Origin of the sequence: Mycobacterium sp. 3519A, assembly GCF_900240945.1 — a bacterium.
Taxonomy (GTDB): Bacteria; Actinomycetota; Actinomycetes; order Mycobacteriales; family Mycobacteriaceae; genus Mycobacterium.
Genome location: NZ_OESG01000014.1, coordinates 412,791 through 428,753 on the forward strand (window position 1 = coordinate 412,791; position 15,963 = coordinate 428,753).

Below are 15,963 nucleotides of genomic sequence, written 5' to 3' on the forward strand. Positions count from 1 at the left end.
GTCCTGACTTGGGGTCAAGTCAGGGACAAATGAGTTCGACAAAGATGGCATCCACGGTTAGTGTCTGCATCGGCCGACGGAGCGTGTTGACAGCGAAAGTCGGCCCGCACTGCCATTTCTCAGCAGAAATCGGCAGAGCCTGAGAAGTAGGCCTGTGTGCCAATTCCCTAGCCGCACGGGCCTACTTCTCAGTCGTCTCCCCATACAGAACTCAGCATCCACGAGGACGTTGCACCCGTGAACCACCTACGCATGACAGTTGGTCCACTCGAACGTGGTTCGAACGCGAAGAAATCTCCCTACAGTGGCCGGTGCGGCCGGTCGGCGTGCCCGAGAGCCGCACCGGTGGTCGGCATCGATGGATCTCAACGAGTGCAGATCCGTTGACACACAACGCGTGCGGCCAGCTCACATCGGCACGGGTATGCGGAATGTCAATGGGCGCTACCGGTTCCCCTTATGTCCGAGCAGACAAGCATCGAAGTCTGGGGTGTCGTCACGAGGTCACATCCCACGACGAAGCGCTCGGCAGCGATGCCTTGGTGCTCGATGTTGTTCCGTCTTGCTCAGTCAGATTGCATTGGTGGTTATAGGATATGGAGCTTCGCGAGCTGGCCGCGTTGGTGACCGTGGTGGAGGAAGGCGGAATCTCAGCGGCTGCCCGGCGACTCCACGTAAGCCAGCCCGCTTTGTCCCAAACCGTGACCGCCCTCGAACGCGAGCTCGGGGTCCAGCTTTTCGTGCGTAGCACTTCTGGGGTCCAGCCGACCGAGGCAGGACTGTTGTTGGCTCAGGAAGCACGCGCCGTCCTGGCTCGGCGCGACCAGGCTGTGCGGGCACTGTCTGAGTTCAGCACCAGCACCGCCGGCGTCATCCGTATCGGTGTTCCCCGGGAGATCGATTTCGACTTCCTGACCGAAAGTCTGACTGCCTTCTCAGTAGGACTTCCTGAGACACAACTGGTTCCGCGCCGGCTGTCATCTGCCGCCCAGATCGATGCGCTGCTAGGCGGACGGTTGGATATAGGCCTCGTGCGCGAACTGCCGAAGCAGGCGGACGTCGACGCCGTCCTGGTCGCACAAGAGAACCTCGGCGCCCTCCTGGCTGCCGATATCGCCGCAGAGCGCGTAGGCCCTGATGGAGTACGCTTGGAGCGGCTACGTGGTCTGAAATGGGTGGCCTTTCCCCGCGGTGATAGCCCGGCGTGGTTTGACGAACTGACTGCCACGCTTCGCAGCCACGGCATAGACATTGGGCTACCGGCGCATGACGAACTCGAGCTCATTGCTGCGATCAAGTTCGCTGCTGTCGCAGCCAACCGGGCGTTCGCACTCGCTCCGGTCCACCTCGCTGCCCGGCTACCCCCATCAGTGGTGTTTTCGCCACTGGTAGGAAACCCGGTGGTGCGGCGGACGTGGGTGATTTGGCATGGTCGGACCCGCAGGCGCGATATCGGGCAACTCATTGCCACCTTCGAGGCATCTCGTCACGCATCGGATCCTCGGTAACGCACGGGTGCGCCACTCCTGCGGCCGCTGACCGCGCGGGGACCTACGGCGCAGTCAACCGTGGCGCGGTGTAGCTCGTCGGTGTGCTCAGCGCGAGCATGCGATCTTGATCGGGAAGTCGATTGTGTTATCCGCGCCGTCGGGTTGGTCAAAGGCGGCGATGAGCCGCGCGACGTCGCGTCGCCGCGAGCCCGCAGGCCATACCGCCCAGGTGTGGCGAATGATCGGGCGGTCGGCCAGCGGTCTCCACACCAGGGAATCGATGGCGGGATACGACGGCTGCTGCGGCGTGAGCGCGAAGGCGGTTCCGAAACTAAGTGCAGTGAAAAACTCTGACAGAACCGGGCTTTGAGCTCGATCGGTCGGTGCGACATCGACGCCGTGCGTGCGCAGGATCGCGGCGAGTTCGTCAAACCATGCGGGACTGTCGGACCGAGGAAACATCATCCAGTTCAGCCCGGACAGCGCATCCAGCCGTACGCCGTGACCATCGGCGAATCGCGCTGCCACTGTGTCGGAGACGAGCACGCCGAGTTCTTCTCGCGCCACCAGCATGCTTTCCACGTCGTTGCCGGGTGGCACTTGGAGCATCAAGCTCGCCTGGAGCCCTCCGATGCGTAGGGCGGTTAGCTGCTCGGCCATGGGCAAGTGGCGGGGCTGCAGCGTGATTTCTGGAAAATCCGCGGCGAACGCCGCCAGCCCCCGCAACACTTCGGATCCGAGCTCATGCGGCACGCCGAGGCGGATGACGCCCTCTCCCTCGCCGCGGTACCGAGCCATCGCCGGTAGCAGGCGTCTGTAGCTTCCCAGGATTGCCCGCGCCTCATCGAGCAGCGCCCGGCCTGCCTCGGTACACGTGACACCGGTCGTGCTGCGGACGAACACTTTCAAGCCGAGTCGGCGTTCGATGGAGTTGATGGTCTGGGACAGGGCTGGCTGGCTCATAGACAGCCGACGTGCTGCGGCCGAGAACCCGCCTTCTTCAGCGACGACAAGGAAAACCTCGAGTTTGGTTGGTGTGAAGAAGAAGCTGTGCCGGGCTCCTTGCCATTTCCCACGATCAGCGGTTGCCATCACAGTCTCCTTCGCAGCCTCATGGATCTACCTGGCCCACGCCGCTTCCCGAGCCACTCATTGACTCTTACGTTCGCACCCTGCAGATCCGCCGCACCATCGCCCATCGAGGGATTTTCGAGCCAATGGCAGTGGTATGCCGAAGCCACGCGACCCAACTCCGCCGTGTTCGTGACGCTGTTGATGAGACGTACCGGCGCAGCCGACGTCGCGCAAAGGTGGCGTGTTTTGCACAAACAACGGCTGCGCGAGGATCTTCGAAGCAGCCTCGGTCACAGGACGGCGTAGACTCTCGCTGTGAAACCTTCTGATAGCCGGTTTCATGGTCAAGGCGCGCGTTTACAACCGCCTGCTCTGCGCGGCAGGGCCGCGGAACTCGCACTTGTCAGCTCGCTTGTCGACGGCCTTGAGCGCGGGTGTGGCGGTGTCGTGGTGATCGAAGGGCCGCCGGGTATCGGCAAGAGCCGCCTGCTCGAAGAAGTCGGCCTTCTCGCCCGCACCGCCGAGGTGCGTACCCTTTTTGGTCAGGCGTTCGAGTATCAGCGGACCGTGCCCTTCTACACCCTGATGATGGCAACAGTGCAGGCCAGTCCGCCAATTGTTGATGCGGAATCCCTTCGTAGCCTTGGCACTTCGACCGACGTTCGATACTGGGTGATGCACGAACTGCATGCTGCGATCGAGGCGGCGTCGCGGTACCAACCACTGGCGCTTCTCCTGGAAGACATTCACTGGGCTGATAACGCCACGCTGTTGGCCCTTCGAACGATGACTGCACGACTCAGGTCACGGGTGCTCTGGGTCATCAGCGCACGCACCGGGGTCGGCGGCCGGGCCGTGAGTGAGACACTCACGGCGTTCGAGCGCGACGGCGCGATGATTGTGCGCCTGGATGCAGTAACTGAGCGCGCGATCGCCGACATCACCGAAGACGCGGTACAGGCACGGGCCGCGCCGGCGCTTCTCGATCTTGCCGCGAAGACCCATGGCAACCCGTTCTTGTTGATGGAACTGCTTCGCGGCTTGCACGACGAACATCGACTGATCCTGTCGGCCGGCCAGGTCACGGTTACCGGCAACGCCCTGCCACGACGGCTCACGATCGGCATGCAACAACGCCTCGACGAACTCTCCGATGCCGCACGCGAAGTCGTTCGGATCGCGTCGGTTCTGCCGGACAGATTCTCGGCAACAACGCTGGCCGCTGTGATCGGTCGCCCGCCAACCACTCTCGCGTCCGCAATCGACCAGGCAGTGCGTTCTGACCTGCTGGTAGAGGACGATGACCGGCTCCGATTCCGACATCACCTGCTTCGCGAGGCCACTCGGCAGTCCATGCCGCAATCGTTGCGCCGCGCCATGGAGCGTCAAGCGGTCAGCGCAATGCTCGACGCTGGAGCCGCACCGCAGGAAGTGGCGACGCAGTTGGCGCGAAGCGCAGAAGTCGGCGACCGCACCGCCATCGCCGCTCTGCGTCAGGCCGTCTACGCCGTGGCCGACGCCGACCCCAGCACCGCGGCCGATCTCAGTATGCAAGTTCTGGATCTTCTTGGCACCCAGGACCCCGAGCGCGGAACGCTGGTCGCCGAGACGGTGGTGCTGCTCAACCGCGCGGCACGCTATGACGAAGCCCGCACGCTCGCGGCGTATACGCTTTCGGCCGCGCTACCTGCCGAGGAGGAGGCTGCGATTCGCCTTCGGCTCGTGGCCATCACCAGAGACACGACCCAACAACGAATCAACGACAACCGTCGCGTGCTCGCGCTCACGGACATCAGCGACGTCATGAAAGCGCGCAACCTGTCCTGGCTCGCGTACAACGAAGCCATTCACGGCCAAGACCCGCAGAACAACAACGCGCTGGAGGAGGCCACGGCAGCGACGATGGCTGTCGAGGACCGCGAAAGCACAATCTTGTGCGAGACCACCCGCTCGGTGCTCGAATGCGCCGCCGGCTATCCCGGTCGCGCGGTACGCCGAATGAAACAGCTACACCAGGTCACCAGCCGCGCAGAGGCCACTCCCGCAGACGATATCGCCGCCTACCACACAGCTAACCTGCTCACGTTCGCTGGGCGTGTCCAGGAGTCCCTTGCCGTCACCGACCACGCGATACACAGTCTCGCTGACGAGCGCAACGACATGTTGCTGCAGATTGCGACCACACAGGCTGCGCTTTCCCGCATGGCCGCAGGAGAAATCTCGCAGGCGCAGACAGCCATCGAAATGGCGCCGCCCCCGGACCGGCCGGCGACAACCGTGCTCGGAATCGCCCGCACTGTCATCGTCGCCGACATTGCCGGGCGCGTCGGTGATCACAAACTCCTTCAACAGATGCTGATCCGGGCCAGGGCAGCGACCGAGAGCAGCTCGCCGGCCACGCGCCGGGATGCCGCTGCCATCCTGGCGCTTGCCGCGTGGAACCGAGGCGATCTTCATGACGCGATGCGGTGGCTGGCAGGTGACACCCCCCTGTTGACGGCGCCGGTGCTTTCCTACTTCCACGACCATTTGATTCTGTCGGCGCGGATAGCCTCGGCAGCCGGCGATGCTGGCCTCCGAGCGCGCGTACTTGCAGCCCTCGACACGTTGAGCCGTGAGCGACCCCGCCTGCCGCTCGTCGCCGCGGTGTGCCAGTACGCGCAGGCGATCTTGGACCGCGATCCGGACACCGTCTTGGCAGCCGGCCAGCAGATCAACACGCACGGACGACCCTTGCTGTACGCATGCGCGGCACAGGATGCGGCCCGTGAGCTCAAACATGCCGGCCGCACCCCCGAAGCCGTCGAGGCGCTCAAAGCCGCCTTCGATACCCTCGCTGACCGCGGCGCAGTCGCCGACGCGCGCCTGGTCGGTCGCGAGTTGCGCGGGCTGGGCGTCACTCGGCGGCTGCCGGTCCGCCGACACGCACGAACCGGCTGGGACAGTTTGACAGACACCGAAATCAAAATCGCACATCTCATCACCCAAGACGGAGCCACCACCCGAAATGTCGCCGACAGACTGCACCTGTCACCGCACACTGTCAAAACCCACGTCCGCAACATCTTCGCGAAGCTACGCGTGAGGTCGCGCGCCGAACTCGCCCATATCATGCAAGGAAGAACCGGTTAGCGGCCAGGCATAGCGGTGTACACCGCCCGCCACCCGCACGGCGCACCTGAATACCCAACCTGAGCGTACTGCCTTGTCCCACAGTGCTTTACGGCAGTCAACTTATGACCGGAATCGAATCTTCCAATAACTCCGACGGATTGCTCGCCGTTAGCATCGTCCGGAGTTGAACACGAGAGGAACCCGGTCTGTGAGCAAAACGCCAAGTATGAATCCACCGAGACCAACACTGGTGCTTGTCCACGGATCTTGGTTTGGCTCATGGAGTTGGGAGGCAGTCCGGATGCGGCTCGCCGCCGCCGAGTGGGAGGTTCGCACCGTCGACCTGCCCAGCGTCGCCTACCGTGCCAAACCTCGCTTCGATCTTTTCGACGACGCCGCGCACCTGCGCACCAAACTCCAGCAGATCGACGGACCTGTGGTCGTCGTCGGGCACTCCTACGGCGGCGCGGTCGTCAGCCAAGCCGCCGCTGGCCTGCCCAACGTGGTCCACTTGATCTATGTTTGCGCCTTCCAACTCGATGTGGGCGAGTCCATCCTCGGCGTCGTGGGTGCCGCCCCGAACTGGTGGCTCATCGACGACGACATCGTCACCCCGAAAGATCCCCTGAAGCTGTTTTTCCACGATGTGGCGCACGAGCTCGCCGCACAGGCGATCGCCCGCCTCAAACCGTTCACGCTGAAAGCGACCAACCAAGCACTCACCGCCGCCGCCTGGCACACGGTCCCGTCCACATACATTGTGGCCGAACGTGACAGAGCGATCCCACATGGCCAGGACCTTTTCGCGAGACGCGCGTCCTACCGCCGGCACCTACCTTCGGGCCACCTACCCCAGCTGTCGATGCCATTGTCGCTCACCGAACTCATCCTCGAGGCTGCCGACCGAGACGCACCACCGCCGAGTGAAGCTGTCGATGATGGCCCTGCAGTAACTGACTTCCCGGCTCAGCCCGCTCCGGACAACGGATTTCGCCCCGACGACCTCCGACTGCACGCCTGGCGGGCCTGACCGCGCCGATTCGGGAACGACGAGGCGCCGAACCTGACCATCACTGTCGGCTCTGAATCCGAACGGTGATTGCAGCACGATTCCACTGTGCGCGCCAACAACAACGCGTTGCCGCAGTGCGTCGCACGCGAGGCTTGCGAGGTCGCCGATGACCACGTCCGCAGCCATACAGAGTCGATTCCCGCGGGACTGTTACCGCGAGGGCGGCACTGGGCCTAGACCAGAGGACGCCCCGCGAGACCTGCGGAAAACACTCACCGACCCCTGCGGCGGCATCGAAAGGTTAAAGAAAGCAATGATTTTCAAGGTGGATCTGACGTGCGCAGCGCCGCGTAGCAACCAAGGACAACACGCATCCGCGTTCGTCGGCCACGCTGGGACCTCCGTAGCGGCCTGGTACGCGTACCGGCCCGGTGCGCCACGGTTCGTGCCCTGGCGGTGTCTCGACGGAATTCGGGGCGACGACGCGAAACCGGCGGGTCGCACATGGTGACCTTCCCACGAGCAGTATCGGCGACCGGTAGCGAACCCAACCTCGCTGTCGTTCAGGCGCGGGCGGCGTGTCTTGATGTCGTCACACGATTCTTTCTACTCGTCGACAGCGGCCAGGCCTCAAAGACATTGGAGCTTTTCACTCCAGACGGACTGCTGATTGCCGCCGGGAGAACCTTCCGTGGCGCCACACTGGCTGAAGCCATGAGCGGACGCGGATCCGCCGGCGTCCAGCGTAGGCATTTTCCGGCTGAGGCTTCATTCCGGCTGGTGTCCGCGGACATCGCCGAGATGGAGACATTGATTCAAGTGTCCACACTGGGCCCAGAGCGCTTCGGCATGCCGGCTGCCCATACTCTGCTGCATGACATCTTCGTACGAGACGATAACGACAGTTGGCGCATCTACCGCCGGGTCGTGAGGATCCTGGCGGCAGAGTAGCGACATTCGCCTCGATCGAGTGCTGCACACCACAAGAGGGGCTCCCGATAAGGCAGCCCCTCTTGTGGAAATGGCGGTCTACTCAGCGGCTCTGATGAACCTCGGTACTGACGTGTGGAACGTACACGTGCGGTTGGATCGGAAAGATCCAGATCCAGCCGCCATGGTGGTCAGCTGCAATGGTGACTGAAGAGATCCCCGCGGGAGCCTGGTCAGAAGTGGCGGCCGCGGCGGGCGCCGCCAGCCCCACCAGCGCGCCGACGACGCCACTGGCAATCATGGTGGCTACTCCGAATTTCTTCATGAAGATCACTTCCTTCGACTGAATGTTGGGACGCACTACCGGCCAGAGGAAACTGTTCGCGCCGGTCTGTCAGCTGTAACCAACCCGCGCGGGCCAAAATTTCAGCTGGCGGCAATTGATCGTTCAATGGCAGAAGTCAACTCCCGCCTAAGCAGCGGCGTCCGGTCAGCACGCCCCGGTCATCCTCTATCACCCTGCGGCACAACGTCATCGCGCTCTGCGCCAAGAGTCGTCTAGCCAGAGGGCCAATCAACGGCCGTTCCAGAGACGGCACGCGGCCTGGCCGATCCAAAATTTTCGTCAGCGGTTGCGCTGGCGTTGGACATGGCGTGGGAGACGTGCACGATTACCGTCGAGTGGCGAAAACCATTCACGGCATTGCTCTTTGATGAAGAGTGGGTACAAGCCGGCGCCTCGCATGCACGCAGCGGCCCGCAACGATATTTCACAACTGACAACCAATCTTGTTCGGCACGGCGGCCATGGTGCACACCGCGGTATCGTTGAACCCTGGCTCTCACAAACCGTCGCCGTATTCTCGCCGAGTACCCAATTGCACTGGTACACAGTTACTACCATCAGCAACGACCGGCTCATTAATAAGTTCAGTCAATGACGGCCATAAGCATATCCACACACCGTGCCCCTTCCGCGCGTGCATACTGACAGCGGCCGCGTCACTGGCGATGTGGCACCGCCAAGAGATCAAACCACGCCCTGTCCTTCGGCGACACAGTCGCCGTAGCAGCCACCATCAGTTGCCCAGACTCCGGCGTGACATTTCCCCGTGGCGCGCACAGAAACTGCCGAACGATCGGAACAGAGCACCATGACAACAGCTTTGACCGGGTGCACCGCCCTCGTCACCGGCTCCACCTCAGGAATCGGTCGAGCGATCGCTTGGCAGTTGGCCGTCCTAGGCGCGGGAATCGTGGTCCACGGCCGCAGCGCCGATCGCGGTACCGAGGTGATTCGAGATGTCGAATCACTCGGCGTATCAGCACGATTCGTCGCAGCCGACCTGGCCCGGCCGGATGGCGTTCGTCAGCTGGCGCAACAAGCAGGACCCATCGACATCCTCATCAACAACGCCGGCGTGTACGGGTTCGCAGCCACCGCCTCAACCGACGACACGTTCTTCGACGATCACGTCAACATCAACCTGCGAGCCCCCTACATCCTCGTCCAGCAGCTCGTTCCGGACATGGCCGCACGAGGCTGCGGCGCGGTGGTGAACCTCAGTACCGTCGCCGCCTCCACCCCCGCGCGCACCGCCGGAGTTTACGGAGCCACCAAGGCTGGACTGGAGCTGCTCACCAAGGTTTGGGCTGATGAGTTCGGACCTTCCGGGGTCCGCATCAACGCCGTGGCCGCCGGACCCACCGTCACCCCCGGCACACGGACAATGCCCCGGCTTGTCGATGCCCTCGCCGAGACGACCGCTCTGGGGCGAGCCGCAGACGCCGAGGAAATCGCCGCAGCAGTAGCGTTTCTCGCCTCGCCAGCTGCCAGCTACATCAACGGCGCGGTGCTGCACGCCACCGGCGGTGCGGTTGCCATCGCCCCATAACTGTCATCACAACCGAACCACGAAGGGAAATAACGACAATGCCCGAAACCTTCGATGTCATCGTCCTCGGCGCCGGCCCGGTCGGCCAAAACGTCGCGGCGCGCTGCCGCGCCGCAGACCTCACCGTCGCGGTCGTCGAACGCGAACTCGTCGGCGGAGAATGCTCATACTGGGGCTGCATCCCGAGCAAGTCACTGCTACGTCCGGTGATCGCCCTGGCCGACGTGGACCGCATCGACGGCGCCCGCCAAGCCATTGGCCGCCCCATCGACGCTACCGGGGTATTCGGACGCCGAGACCGCTACGTGACCAACTGGGACGACGCCGGCCAAGCCGCGTTCATCGACGGACTCGGCGCGGCCCTCTACCGGGGTCACGCTCGCCTCGACGGCCCCCGCCGCGTCGCGATCACCACCGACGACGACATCGTTCTGCTCACCGCACGCCACGCAGTCGCGATCTGCACCGGCAGCACAGCAACAGTTCCCGACATCCCCGGCGTAGCCGAAACGAACCCATGGACCAACCGAAAAGCCACCGACAGCAGCGCCGTACCACCACGACTTGTCGTCGTCGGTGCAGGCGGAGTCGGCGTGGAAATGGCCACCGCATGGAACGGTCTGGGCGCCGACGTGACACTGCTGGCACGCACCTCATCGCTGCTGCCCCGCATGGAGCCCTTCGTCGGCGAACACGTCATCCGTGGGCTCACCCAGGCCAGCGTCGACGTCCGCACAGGCGTCACGGTGAATGAACTGCACCGCCCCTGCAGTAACGGCCCAGTCACCGTCGAGCTCGACAACGGTGACAAAATCGAAGCCGACGAGATCCTCTTCGCGATCGGACGAACACCGAATACCGCCGACATCGGCCTGGAAACCATCGGCCTCACACCAGGCTCCTGGCTCGACGTCGACGACACCTGTCTGGTACGCGGCGTCGAAGACAACTGGCTCTACACCATGGGTGACGCCAACCACCGAGCCCTACTGACCCACCAAGGCAAATACCAAGCACGCATGGCCGCCAACGCCATCACCGCCCGCGCCCACGGGAAACCACTGGATACCGCACCATGGGGCGCCCACGTCACTACCGCCGACACCCACGCTGTGCCCCAGGTCTTCTTCACCGATCCCGAAGCCGGATCCGTCGGCCTGACCGCCGCACAGGCCGAGCGCGAAGGCCACCGCATCAAGATCGTCGACGTCGACATGGGCGAAACCGTCCCCGGCGCGAACTTTTACGCCGACGGCTACACCGGCCACGCCCGCATGATCGTCGACCTCGACCACGGCCACCTCCTCGGGGTCACCTTCGTCGGACCCGGCGTCGCCGAACTACTGCACTCGGCCACCATCGCCGTAGCCGCCCAGATACACGTCGAACGCCTCTGGCACGCCGTACCTTGCTTCCCCACCATCAGCGAAATCTGGCTGAAGCTGTTGGAGGCCTACCGCGACACCCCAGAGGTTCGTGCCCATACCGAAAATGCGTTAGCGACAACGCGTTAGACCGACCGAACCCGAGGAGTGGTCATGGCCAACCGCACCAAGCGGCACATCACGACCCTCGCCGCAACCGTGACCATCGCTGTCATTTTCGCTGCCGGCTGCCAAAGCAGCGGCGAACAACCGCCAACCACCACACCAACAACGCCCACCACGACGTCGACCACAACACCACCCACCCCGCCGTCGCGCCCGTCCGCGCCACCGCCACCGACTCCCACCGCCAAAGACGCCAATCCCACCGGAGGCAACCTGTTCACGCCGCGCATTCACGCGCCCGCAGCACCGACAGTCCGGCCCGGCCAACATCCGGGACTCCATGGCATTCCGTAAACGGCGCCTCCCGCCGCTCTTGGTTCTCCGTAGACGGTCGTGTTCGATAAGGGTTCCGAGCGCAGCTACACGGGACTGGCGGTTGCGATCTCGTCTTGCAGCGGCGCGATCGCCGCGAGGATCTCGTGGATGGTGTCAGCGGGCACACCTGCGGCGGCCAAGCTGTCGGCCAGGTGCGCGGCCACCAGGGTGAAGTGATGGGTGGTGATGCCGCGGCCCTGATGCACCTGGCGCATCGGGGCGCCGGTGTACGGGTCAGGCCCGCCTAGTGCGGCAGCGAAGAACTCGACCTGTTTGCCCCGCAGCCGAGCCATGTTGACACCGGTGAAGAAACTCGCCAGCGCAGCATCGGCCAGGACGCGTTCGTAGAAGTCGGCGACGACGGCCTCGAGCGCCTCGTGTCCGCCGATCTGGGTGTAGATGGTTGCCATGCGGCCAGTGAATGACGCCGGCGTTTCCCCATTGATGTCACTGTGTTTCCCGGCTGCAACGAAGGTCTCACACCGCCGCGCGGCTGTAGATCGCCGCATCGTCGATGTCGGCACGCGAACGGTCAGGCAGGGCAACACAACAGAGCACGGTGATGACGGCCGCGACGACGATGTAGATCGAGATCGAGTAGGGCGTGCCGGTTTCGTGGAGCAGCCACGTGGCCAGCAGCGGGGCCGGTCCACCCGCGAATACCGACGCCAGTTGGTAGCCGAGGCCCGCGCCGCCGTAGCGCAGATGTGTGGGGAAGCTTTCCCCGATGAGCGCTGCCTGCGGCCCGTACATCATCGAGTGCACCACCATCGACAACACGACCGCCAGGAAGATCGACACCTGCCCGCCGTGCGTCAGCACCATGAAATACGGGAACGCGCCGACGCCGGCAGCAACCGCCCCGGCCAGGTAAACCCGTTTTCGGCCAACCACATCCGAAAGATGCGAGAAGAACGGGATCGTCGCGAGTTCGACCGTGGCGCCGACGAGCACCGCGGTCAGCACGAAGGTCTTGCCGTAGTGGTGGCGCTGCACGACGTAGGTCAAGACGAATGTGGTGAACAGGTAGAAAGGCATCTGCTCGGCGAACCGCAGGCCCGCGGACAGCAGGATCTCCCGCCAGTGCCTGCGGACCACTTCCGCGACCGGCGTGCTCGCAGTCTTGCCTTCGTCGAGGACCTTGCTGAACATCGGCGTCTCGAGGATCTTCAGCCGGATGACCAGGCCGATAGCGACCAGCACCAGGCTTGCCAGGAACGGCACTCGCCAGCCCCAGGAGTTGAACGCCTCGTCCGACATCGTGGCGGACAGCAGCGTCATGCCGCCCGTGCCCAACACCAGCCCGACCGGGACGCCGACCTGAGCGAAACTGCCGAGCAGACCGCGCCGCTTCTGATCGCCCCACTCCATCGTCAACAACACAGAACCGCTCCACTCGCCGCCGACAGCGATGCCCTGCAGCACACGAAGCGTGACGAGCAGCAGCGGCGCGGCGACGCCGATGGCTTCGGTGCCGGGCATGATGCCGATGACGGCGGACGCGAGGCCCATCACCAGCAGCGTGATGATCAACGTGGTCTTGCGGCCGATTCGGTCGCCCCAGTGTCCGAAGATGGCCGCACCGATCGGGCGGGCGGCGAACCCGACGAAGTAGGTGGCGAAGGACTGCATCGCGCCGGCGTAGGTGCTGGACTCGGGAAAGAACAGGTGCGGAAACACCAGTGCGGCAGCGGTGTTGTAGAGGAAGAAGTCGTACCACTCGATGGTGGTGCCGATCGCGCTGGCCATCGCCGCGCGCCGAACTTGAACTTGTCGATGATTCGGATCCAGTTGCGCCGTGCCTACTACGCCGTCGTTTCCAACACCCATCGAGTGACCTCCTGTGATCGACGCCACCTCATAGAGTGCGCCACAGGAATGACTTTTAAACCCGAATTCAGTCAGGGATCTCGGGAAGCGTCACCGCAGACGGATGCTGCGCGTCGTGCAGGATGGTCTGTGACGCAGGCCGGGTGGCCGCGTCGGTGCCAAACGGCGCACCGGTGTTGGGGTTTGGAGCAAACTGCGGATAGTCGCTGCTGGAGATCTCCAACCGGATGCGATCACCTTTGCCGAATTCGTAACTCGTTGGCCACACCTGGATTCGATACTCATACGGGTGATCGGGTGTCGTCGGTGTCGGCTGCGCCAACGAGTCACGGAACGACGTGCGCACGATGCCGTTGTTCAGGTTGATGACTTCGCCGTCGGGTTTGACCACCGCCACCTTCGCGGTGAAATCGGTATCGGGTGCGGTGGATTGGGCCCACAGGCGAACCGAGATCGGACCGGTCACCTCCGTGTCGTGGTCGAGTTGCGAACTGGTGTACACCAATACGTCGGAGCGTTGCTCGACGGGGGTTTGGTCGTAAGGCCCCTGCGGCCCGGATTGTGCGTCGCAGCAGGAGTGACCACCCAGGCTCGGTGCCGGAAATGCCGGATCATAGGTGTAGACGTCCGGTTGCTGCGCGGCAGGCGGAGCAGTCGTCAACTCGCCCTTGCGATCCTCGATACCGCCGGGCCCCGACAGATAGAACGTCGTCCACTTCGTCTGTGGCAGCGGCCAACTGGCTGCCGACTTCCACTTGTCGGCACCCATGACGAAGTAGTCGACCCGCGGTTTTCCCGCGACATCGTTCTTCTCGCCTTTGAGGAAGTGGTCGAACCATGCCAGCATCAAGTCGTTGATCGGGCTGTCGCCGACGGCGCCGATCGTCTTGAGCAGAGGCGCAGGCGTGGCGTCCGGTCGCCCCCAGTCGACGTGGTCCCACGGGCCGATGACCAGACGTTGATTGGTGCGCGCGAGGTCGGTGCCGCCGTGGGCGACCATGCCTGCGAAATTTTCTGTGCCGCCGGCAAGGAACGCGTCGTACCACCCCTCGAAGTCGAGTACCGGCACCTGCACCGAGGGGTAGCGGTCCCTGATGCTGATCTGTTGCCAGAAGCCGTCGCGGCTGGAGTGTTTGAGCCAGTCGAAGTACCACGGGGCAACGGCCGGATTCCGGGGTTGCATCGGCGGCAGGTCTTGGTAGGGACGGAAATCCATCCATCGCGTGGGGTCGGCGTGCGCTGCGGTGAGTTGCGCGACTGCGGGTTGGTCGTTGCGGTTCTGCGCGGCCGTGTTGGCGATTCCGACGGCCCACGGTTCGACGAACGCCAGGCGGAACTCGCCGCCCTCGTATGTCCAGCCATCGTAGTAGTCCGAGGCGGTGTTGGCGGGCACGATCGTGACGAGGTGGGGCGGCGCGGCCACCGCGGCCAGCCATTGTGTGGCGCCGACGTATGACGAGCCGTACATCCCGACCTTGCCGTTGGACCCCGGCAACCCGGCCGCCCACTCGACGGTGTCGTAGCCGTCGGACATCTCGTGGGTGAACTCGTTGAAGGTGCCGCCTGAGGCGCCTTGGCCGCGCACGTCCTGGATGACCACCAGATAGCAGTGCGACGCGAACCAATCCGGTGGCTGGTAGCGGTTTCCCGCCTGCGCATCCGATTTTCCGTACTGGGTGCGCATCAGGATCACCGGTACCGGGTCGGTGGTCCGCGGTCGGTAGACGTCGGCGCGCAGGACGGTGCCGTCGCGCATCGTGGCCGGCACGTCGGACTGTTTGGTGACAGCGCAGGGCCCACGTCCGGCATGACCGGGAAACTGTGCGGCGCCTGTGTGTTCGTCGGCGGTGCACCCGGCCAGGGCCAGCGCGGTGGTCACAGCAACCGCACAGCTACGGAAGGCAACGGAACGCATTTCATCAAGCTAGTACGTCATGCTCGGAGCCTCCGGCGGGATTCGAACCCGCACACCGGCGAGGTAGAAGCTCGCTGCTCGGTCCGTTGAGCTACGGAGGCAAGACATCTGCGAGTACCCCTGGGAAGAATCGAACTCCCACCCCCAGCTCCGTAAACTGGCGTTCTGTCCGTTGAACTACAGGGGTGTGCGCCCTTGGCAGGACTCGAACCTGCAACCCCTGGTCCCGGAAACCAGCGCGCTATCCGTTGTGCTACAAGGGCTTTGGGGTGGTTTGTGTGCCTTGAGGCGCGCTGAGCGCTCGAAAACGCACACAAATCGCAAGGGTGCGCCGTGAGGGTTTCGAACCCCCGTCCCCAGATTAAGAATCTGGTGCTATGCCAACTCAGCTAACGGCGCGGGATCCGAGCGCAGATGACACCAGTGTGCAGTTCTGAACATTCCGGCGGTACAGACGATTTCAGTGTGCACCGCGTTAAGAACGGTGCACCGTATTTCGATCAGAACCGCTGTGCTGCAACGTAATCAGGCGTAATCCGCTACAGGAATGTCAGTTGACGTTCCTGGCTGGGACAACAGCGACGTTGAGATTTCTATGAGACTTTTCTTCGGGCCCGTGCTTCCGGCCGGGGCGCACGCCAACAGATGTGACGGAAGATCGGCTGGACAGCCGGAAGCAACCGGGTCGCCTCGAGGCGCGACGCTTCGAATTCCGGACTGCGGCTATCGCGCCGCGCGTTTGGCCGCACGACAACACCACCGCGGACGCGGGCGTCCCGGTGAGCAAGGCGTGGTCGTGGCCGAAACCGGTCATAGGTCGAGAATAACAGCGGGCTGT

The 15,963-nt window shown here is 63.8% G+C and carries 12 protein-coding genes and 4 tRNA genes; 7 read left to right on the plus strand and 9 right to left on the minus strand.

Annotated features, from left to right (window positions below; translation table 11 throughout):
* Window positions 1-596 precede the first annotated feature (596 nt).
* A complete protein-coding gene (locus C1A30_RS23165) occupies window positions 597-1,508 on the plus strand; it encodes a LysR family transcriptional regulator (protein WP_101950714.1) in 912 nt (303 codons plus the stop codon).
* An 87-nt stretch (window positions 1,509-1,595) separates the two neighbouring features.
* Here the strand turns inward: C1A30_RS23165 and C1A30_RS23170 are convergent, their stop codons facing one another.
* Complete coding sequence (locus tag C1A30_RS23170) at window positions 1,596-2,582, minus strand: LysR family transcriptional regulator (protein ID WP_101950715.1); 987 nt, start codon at window positions 2,580-2,582, stop codon at window positions 1,596-1,598.
* A gap of 297 nt (window positions 2,583-2,879) precedes the next feature.
* On the opposite strand from C1A30_RS23170, the gene C1A30_RS23175 reads away from it, so the two are divergent.
* The 3 genes from C1A30_RS23175 (at window position 2,880) to C1A30_RS23185 (ending at window position 7,641) form a co-directional block, all read left to right on the plus strand.
* Window positions 2,880-5,696: a LuxR family transcriptional regulator gene (locus tag C1A30_RS23175; RefSeq protein WP_101950716.1), complete on the plus strand. Its 2,817-nt coding sequence runs from the start codon at window positions 2,880-2,882 to the stop codon at window positions 5,694-5,696.
* Between the two features lie 208 nt (window positions 5,697-5,904).
* Entirely contained in the window at window positions 5,905-6,708 is an 804-nt protein-coding gene (locus tag C1A30_RS23180; protein WP_101950717.1) for an alpha/beta fold hydrolase, read from the plus strand.
* A 486-nt stretch (window positions 6,709-7,194) separates the two neighbouring features.
* Window positions 7,195-7,641, plus strand: coding sequence for a nuclear transport factor 2 family protein (locus tag C1A30_RS23185; RefSeq protein WP_101950718.1), 447 nt, complete (start codon window positions 7,195-7,197; stop codon window positions 7,639-7,641).
* Window positions 7,642-7,723: 82 nt separating this feature from the next.
* On the opposite strand, the gene C1A30_RS23190 is transcribed toward C1A30_RS23185, so the two are convergent.
* Window positions 7,724-7,981: a hypothetical protein gene (locus C1A30_RS23190; protein WP_369974174.1), complete on the minus strand. Its 258-nt coding sequence runs from the start codon at window positions 7,979-7,981 to the stop codon at window positions 7,724-7,726.
* 793 nt (window positions 7,982-8,774) lie between these two features.
* On the opposite strand from C1A30_RS23190, the gene C1A30_RS23195 reads away from it, so the two are divergent.
* From C1A30_RS23195 to C1A30_RS23205, 3 genes are read left to right on the plus strand one after another with little or no spacing between them, the layout of a single operon-like run.
* Window positions 8,775-9,515 carry an SDR family NAD(P)-dependent oxidoreductase gene (locus C1A30_RS23195; protein WP_101952826.1) on the plus strand — a complete coding sequence of 247 codons (741 nt, stop codon included), beginning with the start codon at window positions 8,775-8,777 and terminating at the stop codon, window positions 9,513-9,515.
* 38 nt (window positions 9,516-9,553) lie between these two features.
* Window positions 9,554-11,029 (plus strand): NAD(P)/FAD-dependent oxidoreductase, encoded by a 1,476-nt coding sequence (locus C1A30_RS23200; RefSeq protein WP_101950719.1) that lies wholly within the window; start codon window positions 9,554-9,556, stop codon window positions 11,027-11,029.
* Window positions 11,030-11,053: 24 nt separating this feature from the next.
* Window positions 11,054-11,359, plus strand: coding sequence for a hypothetical protein (locus tag C1A30_RS23205; RefSeq protein ID WP_101950720.1), 306 nt, complete (start codon window positions 11,054-11,056; stop codon window positions 11,357-11,359).
* Between the two features lie 65 nt (window positions 11,360-11,424).
* Here the strand turns inward: C1A30_RS23205 and C1A30_RS23210 are convergent, their stop codons facing one another.
* From C1A30_RS23210 to C1A30_RS23240, 7 genes are all read right to left on the minus strand, one after another.
* Window positions 11,425-11,790, minus strand: a complete 366-nt coding sequence (locus C1A30_RS23210) for a group 1 truncated hemoglobin (RefSeq protein ID WP_101950721.1) — start codon at window positions 11,788-11,790, stop codon at window positions 11,425-11,427.
* A gap of 67 nt (window positions 11,791-11,857) precedes the next feature.
* Window positions 11,858-13,210 (minus strand): MFS transporter, encoded by a 1,353-nt coding sequence (locus C1A30_RS23215; protein ID WP_101950722.1) that lies wholly within the window; start codon window positions 13,208-13,210, stop codon window positions 11,858-11,860.
* Window positions 13,211-13,277: 67 nt separating this feature from the next.
* Entirely contained in the window at window positions 13,278-15,125 is a 1,848-nt protein-coding gene (locus tag C1A30_RS23220) for a CocE/NonD family hydrolase (protein WP_101950723.1), read from the minus strand.
* A gap of 27 nt (window positions 15,126-15,152) precedes the next feature.
* Window positions 15,153-15,226: transfer RNA gene (locus C1A30_RS23225), tRNA-Arg, on the minus strand.
* Between the two features lie 14 nt (window positions 15,227-15,240).
* Window positions 15,241-15,312: transfer RNA gene (locus tag C1A30_RS23230), tRNA-Arg, on the minus strand.
* A 3-nt stretch (window positions 15,313-15,315) separates the two neighbouring features.
* Window positions 15,316-15,388, minus strand: a tRNA-Arg gene (locus C1A30_RS23235).
* A gap of 64 nt (window positions 15,389-15,452) precedes the next feature.
* Window positions 15,453-15,524: transfer RNA gene (locus tag C1A30_RS23240), tRNA-Lys, on the minus strand.
* Between the last annotated feature and the right edge of the window lie 439 nt (window positions 15,525-15,963).

Bases quoted from the DNA above. Each gene is read 5' to 3' on its own strand.
- C1A30_RS23180 (WP_101950717.1), top strand. From the start codon at position 5,905: ATGAATCCACCGAGACCAACACTGGTGCTTGTCCACGGATCTTGGTTT.
- C1A30_RS23195 (WP_101952826.1), top strand. From the start codon at position 8,775: ATGACAACAGCTTTGACCGGGTGCACCGCCCTCGTCACCGGCTCCACC.
- C1A30_RS23215 (WP_101950722.1), bottom strand. From the start codon at position 13,210: ATGGGTGTTGGAAACGACGGCGTAGTAGGCACGGCGCAACTGGATCCG.
- C1A30_RS23185 (WP_101950718.1), top strand. From the start codon at position 7,195: ATGGTGACCTTCCCACGAGCAGTATCGGCGACCGGTAGCGAACCCAAC.
- C1A30_RS23205 (WP_101950720.1), top strand. From the start codon at position 11,054: ATGGCCAACCGCACCAAGCGGCACATCACGACCCTCGCCGCAACCGTG.
- C1A30_RS23210 (WP_101950721.1), bottom strand. From the start codon at position 11,790: ATGGCAACCATCTACACCCAGATCGGCGGACACGAGGCGCTCGAGGCC.
- C1A30_RS23165 (WP_101950714.1), top strand. From the start codon at position 597: ATGGAGCTTCGCGAGCTGGCCGCGTTGGTGACCGTGGTGGAGGAAGGC.
- C1A30_RS23170 (WP_101950715.1), bottom strand. From the start codon at position 2,582: ATGGCAACCGCTGATCGTGGGAAATGGCAAGGAGCCCGGCACAGCTTC.
- C1A30_RS23200 (WP_101950719.1), top strand. From the start codon at position 9,554: ATGCCCGAAACCTTCGATGTCATCGTCCTCGGCGCCGGCCCGGTCGGC.
- C1A30_RS23220 (WP_101950723.1), bottom strand. From the start codon at position 15,125: ATGCGTTCCGTTGCCTTCCGTAGCTGTGCGGTTGCTGTGACCACCGCG.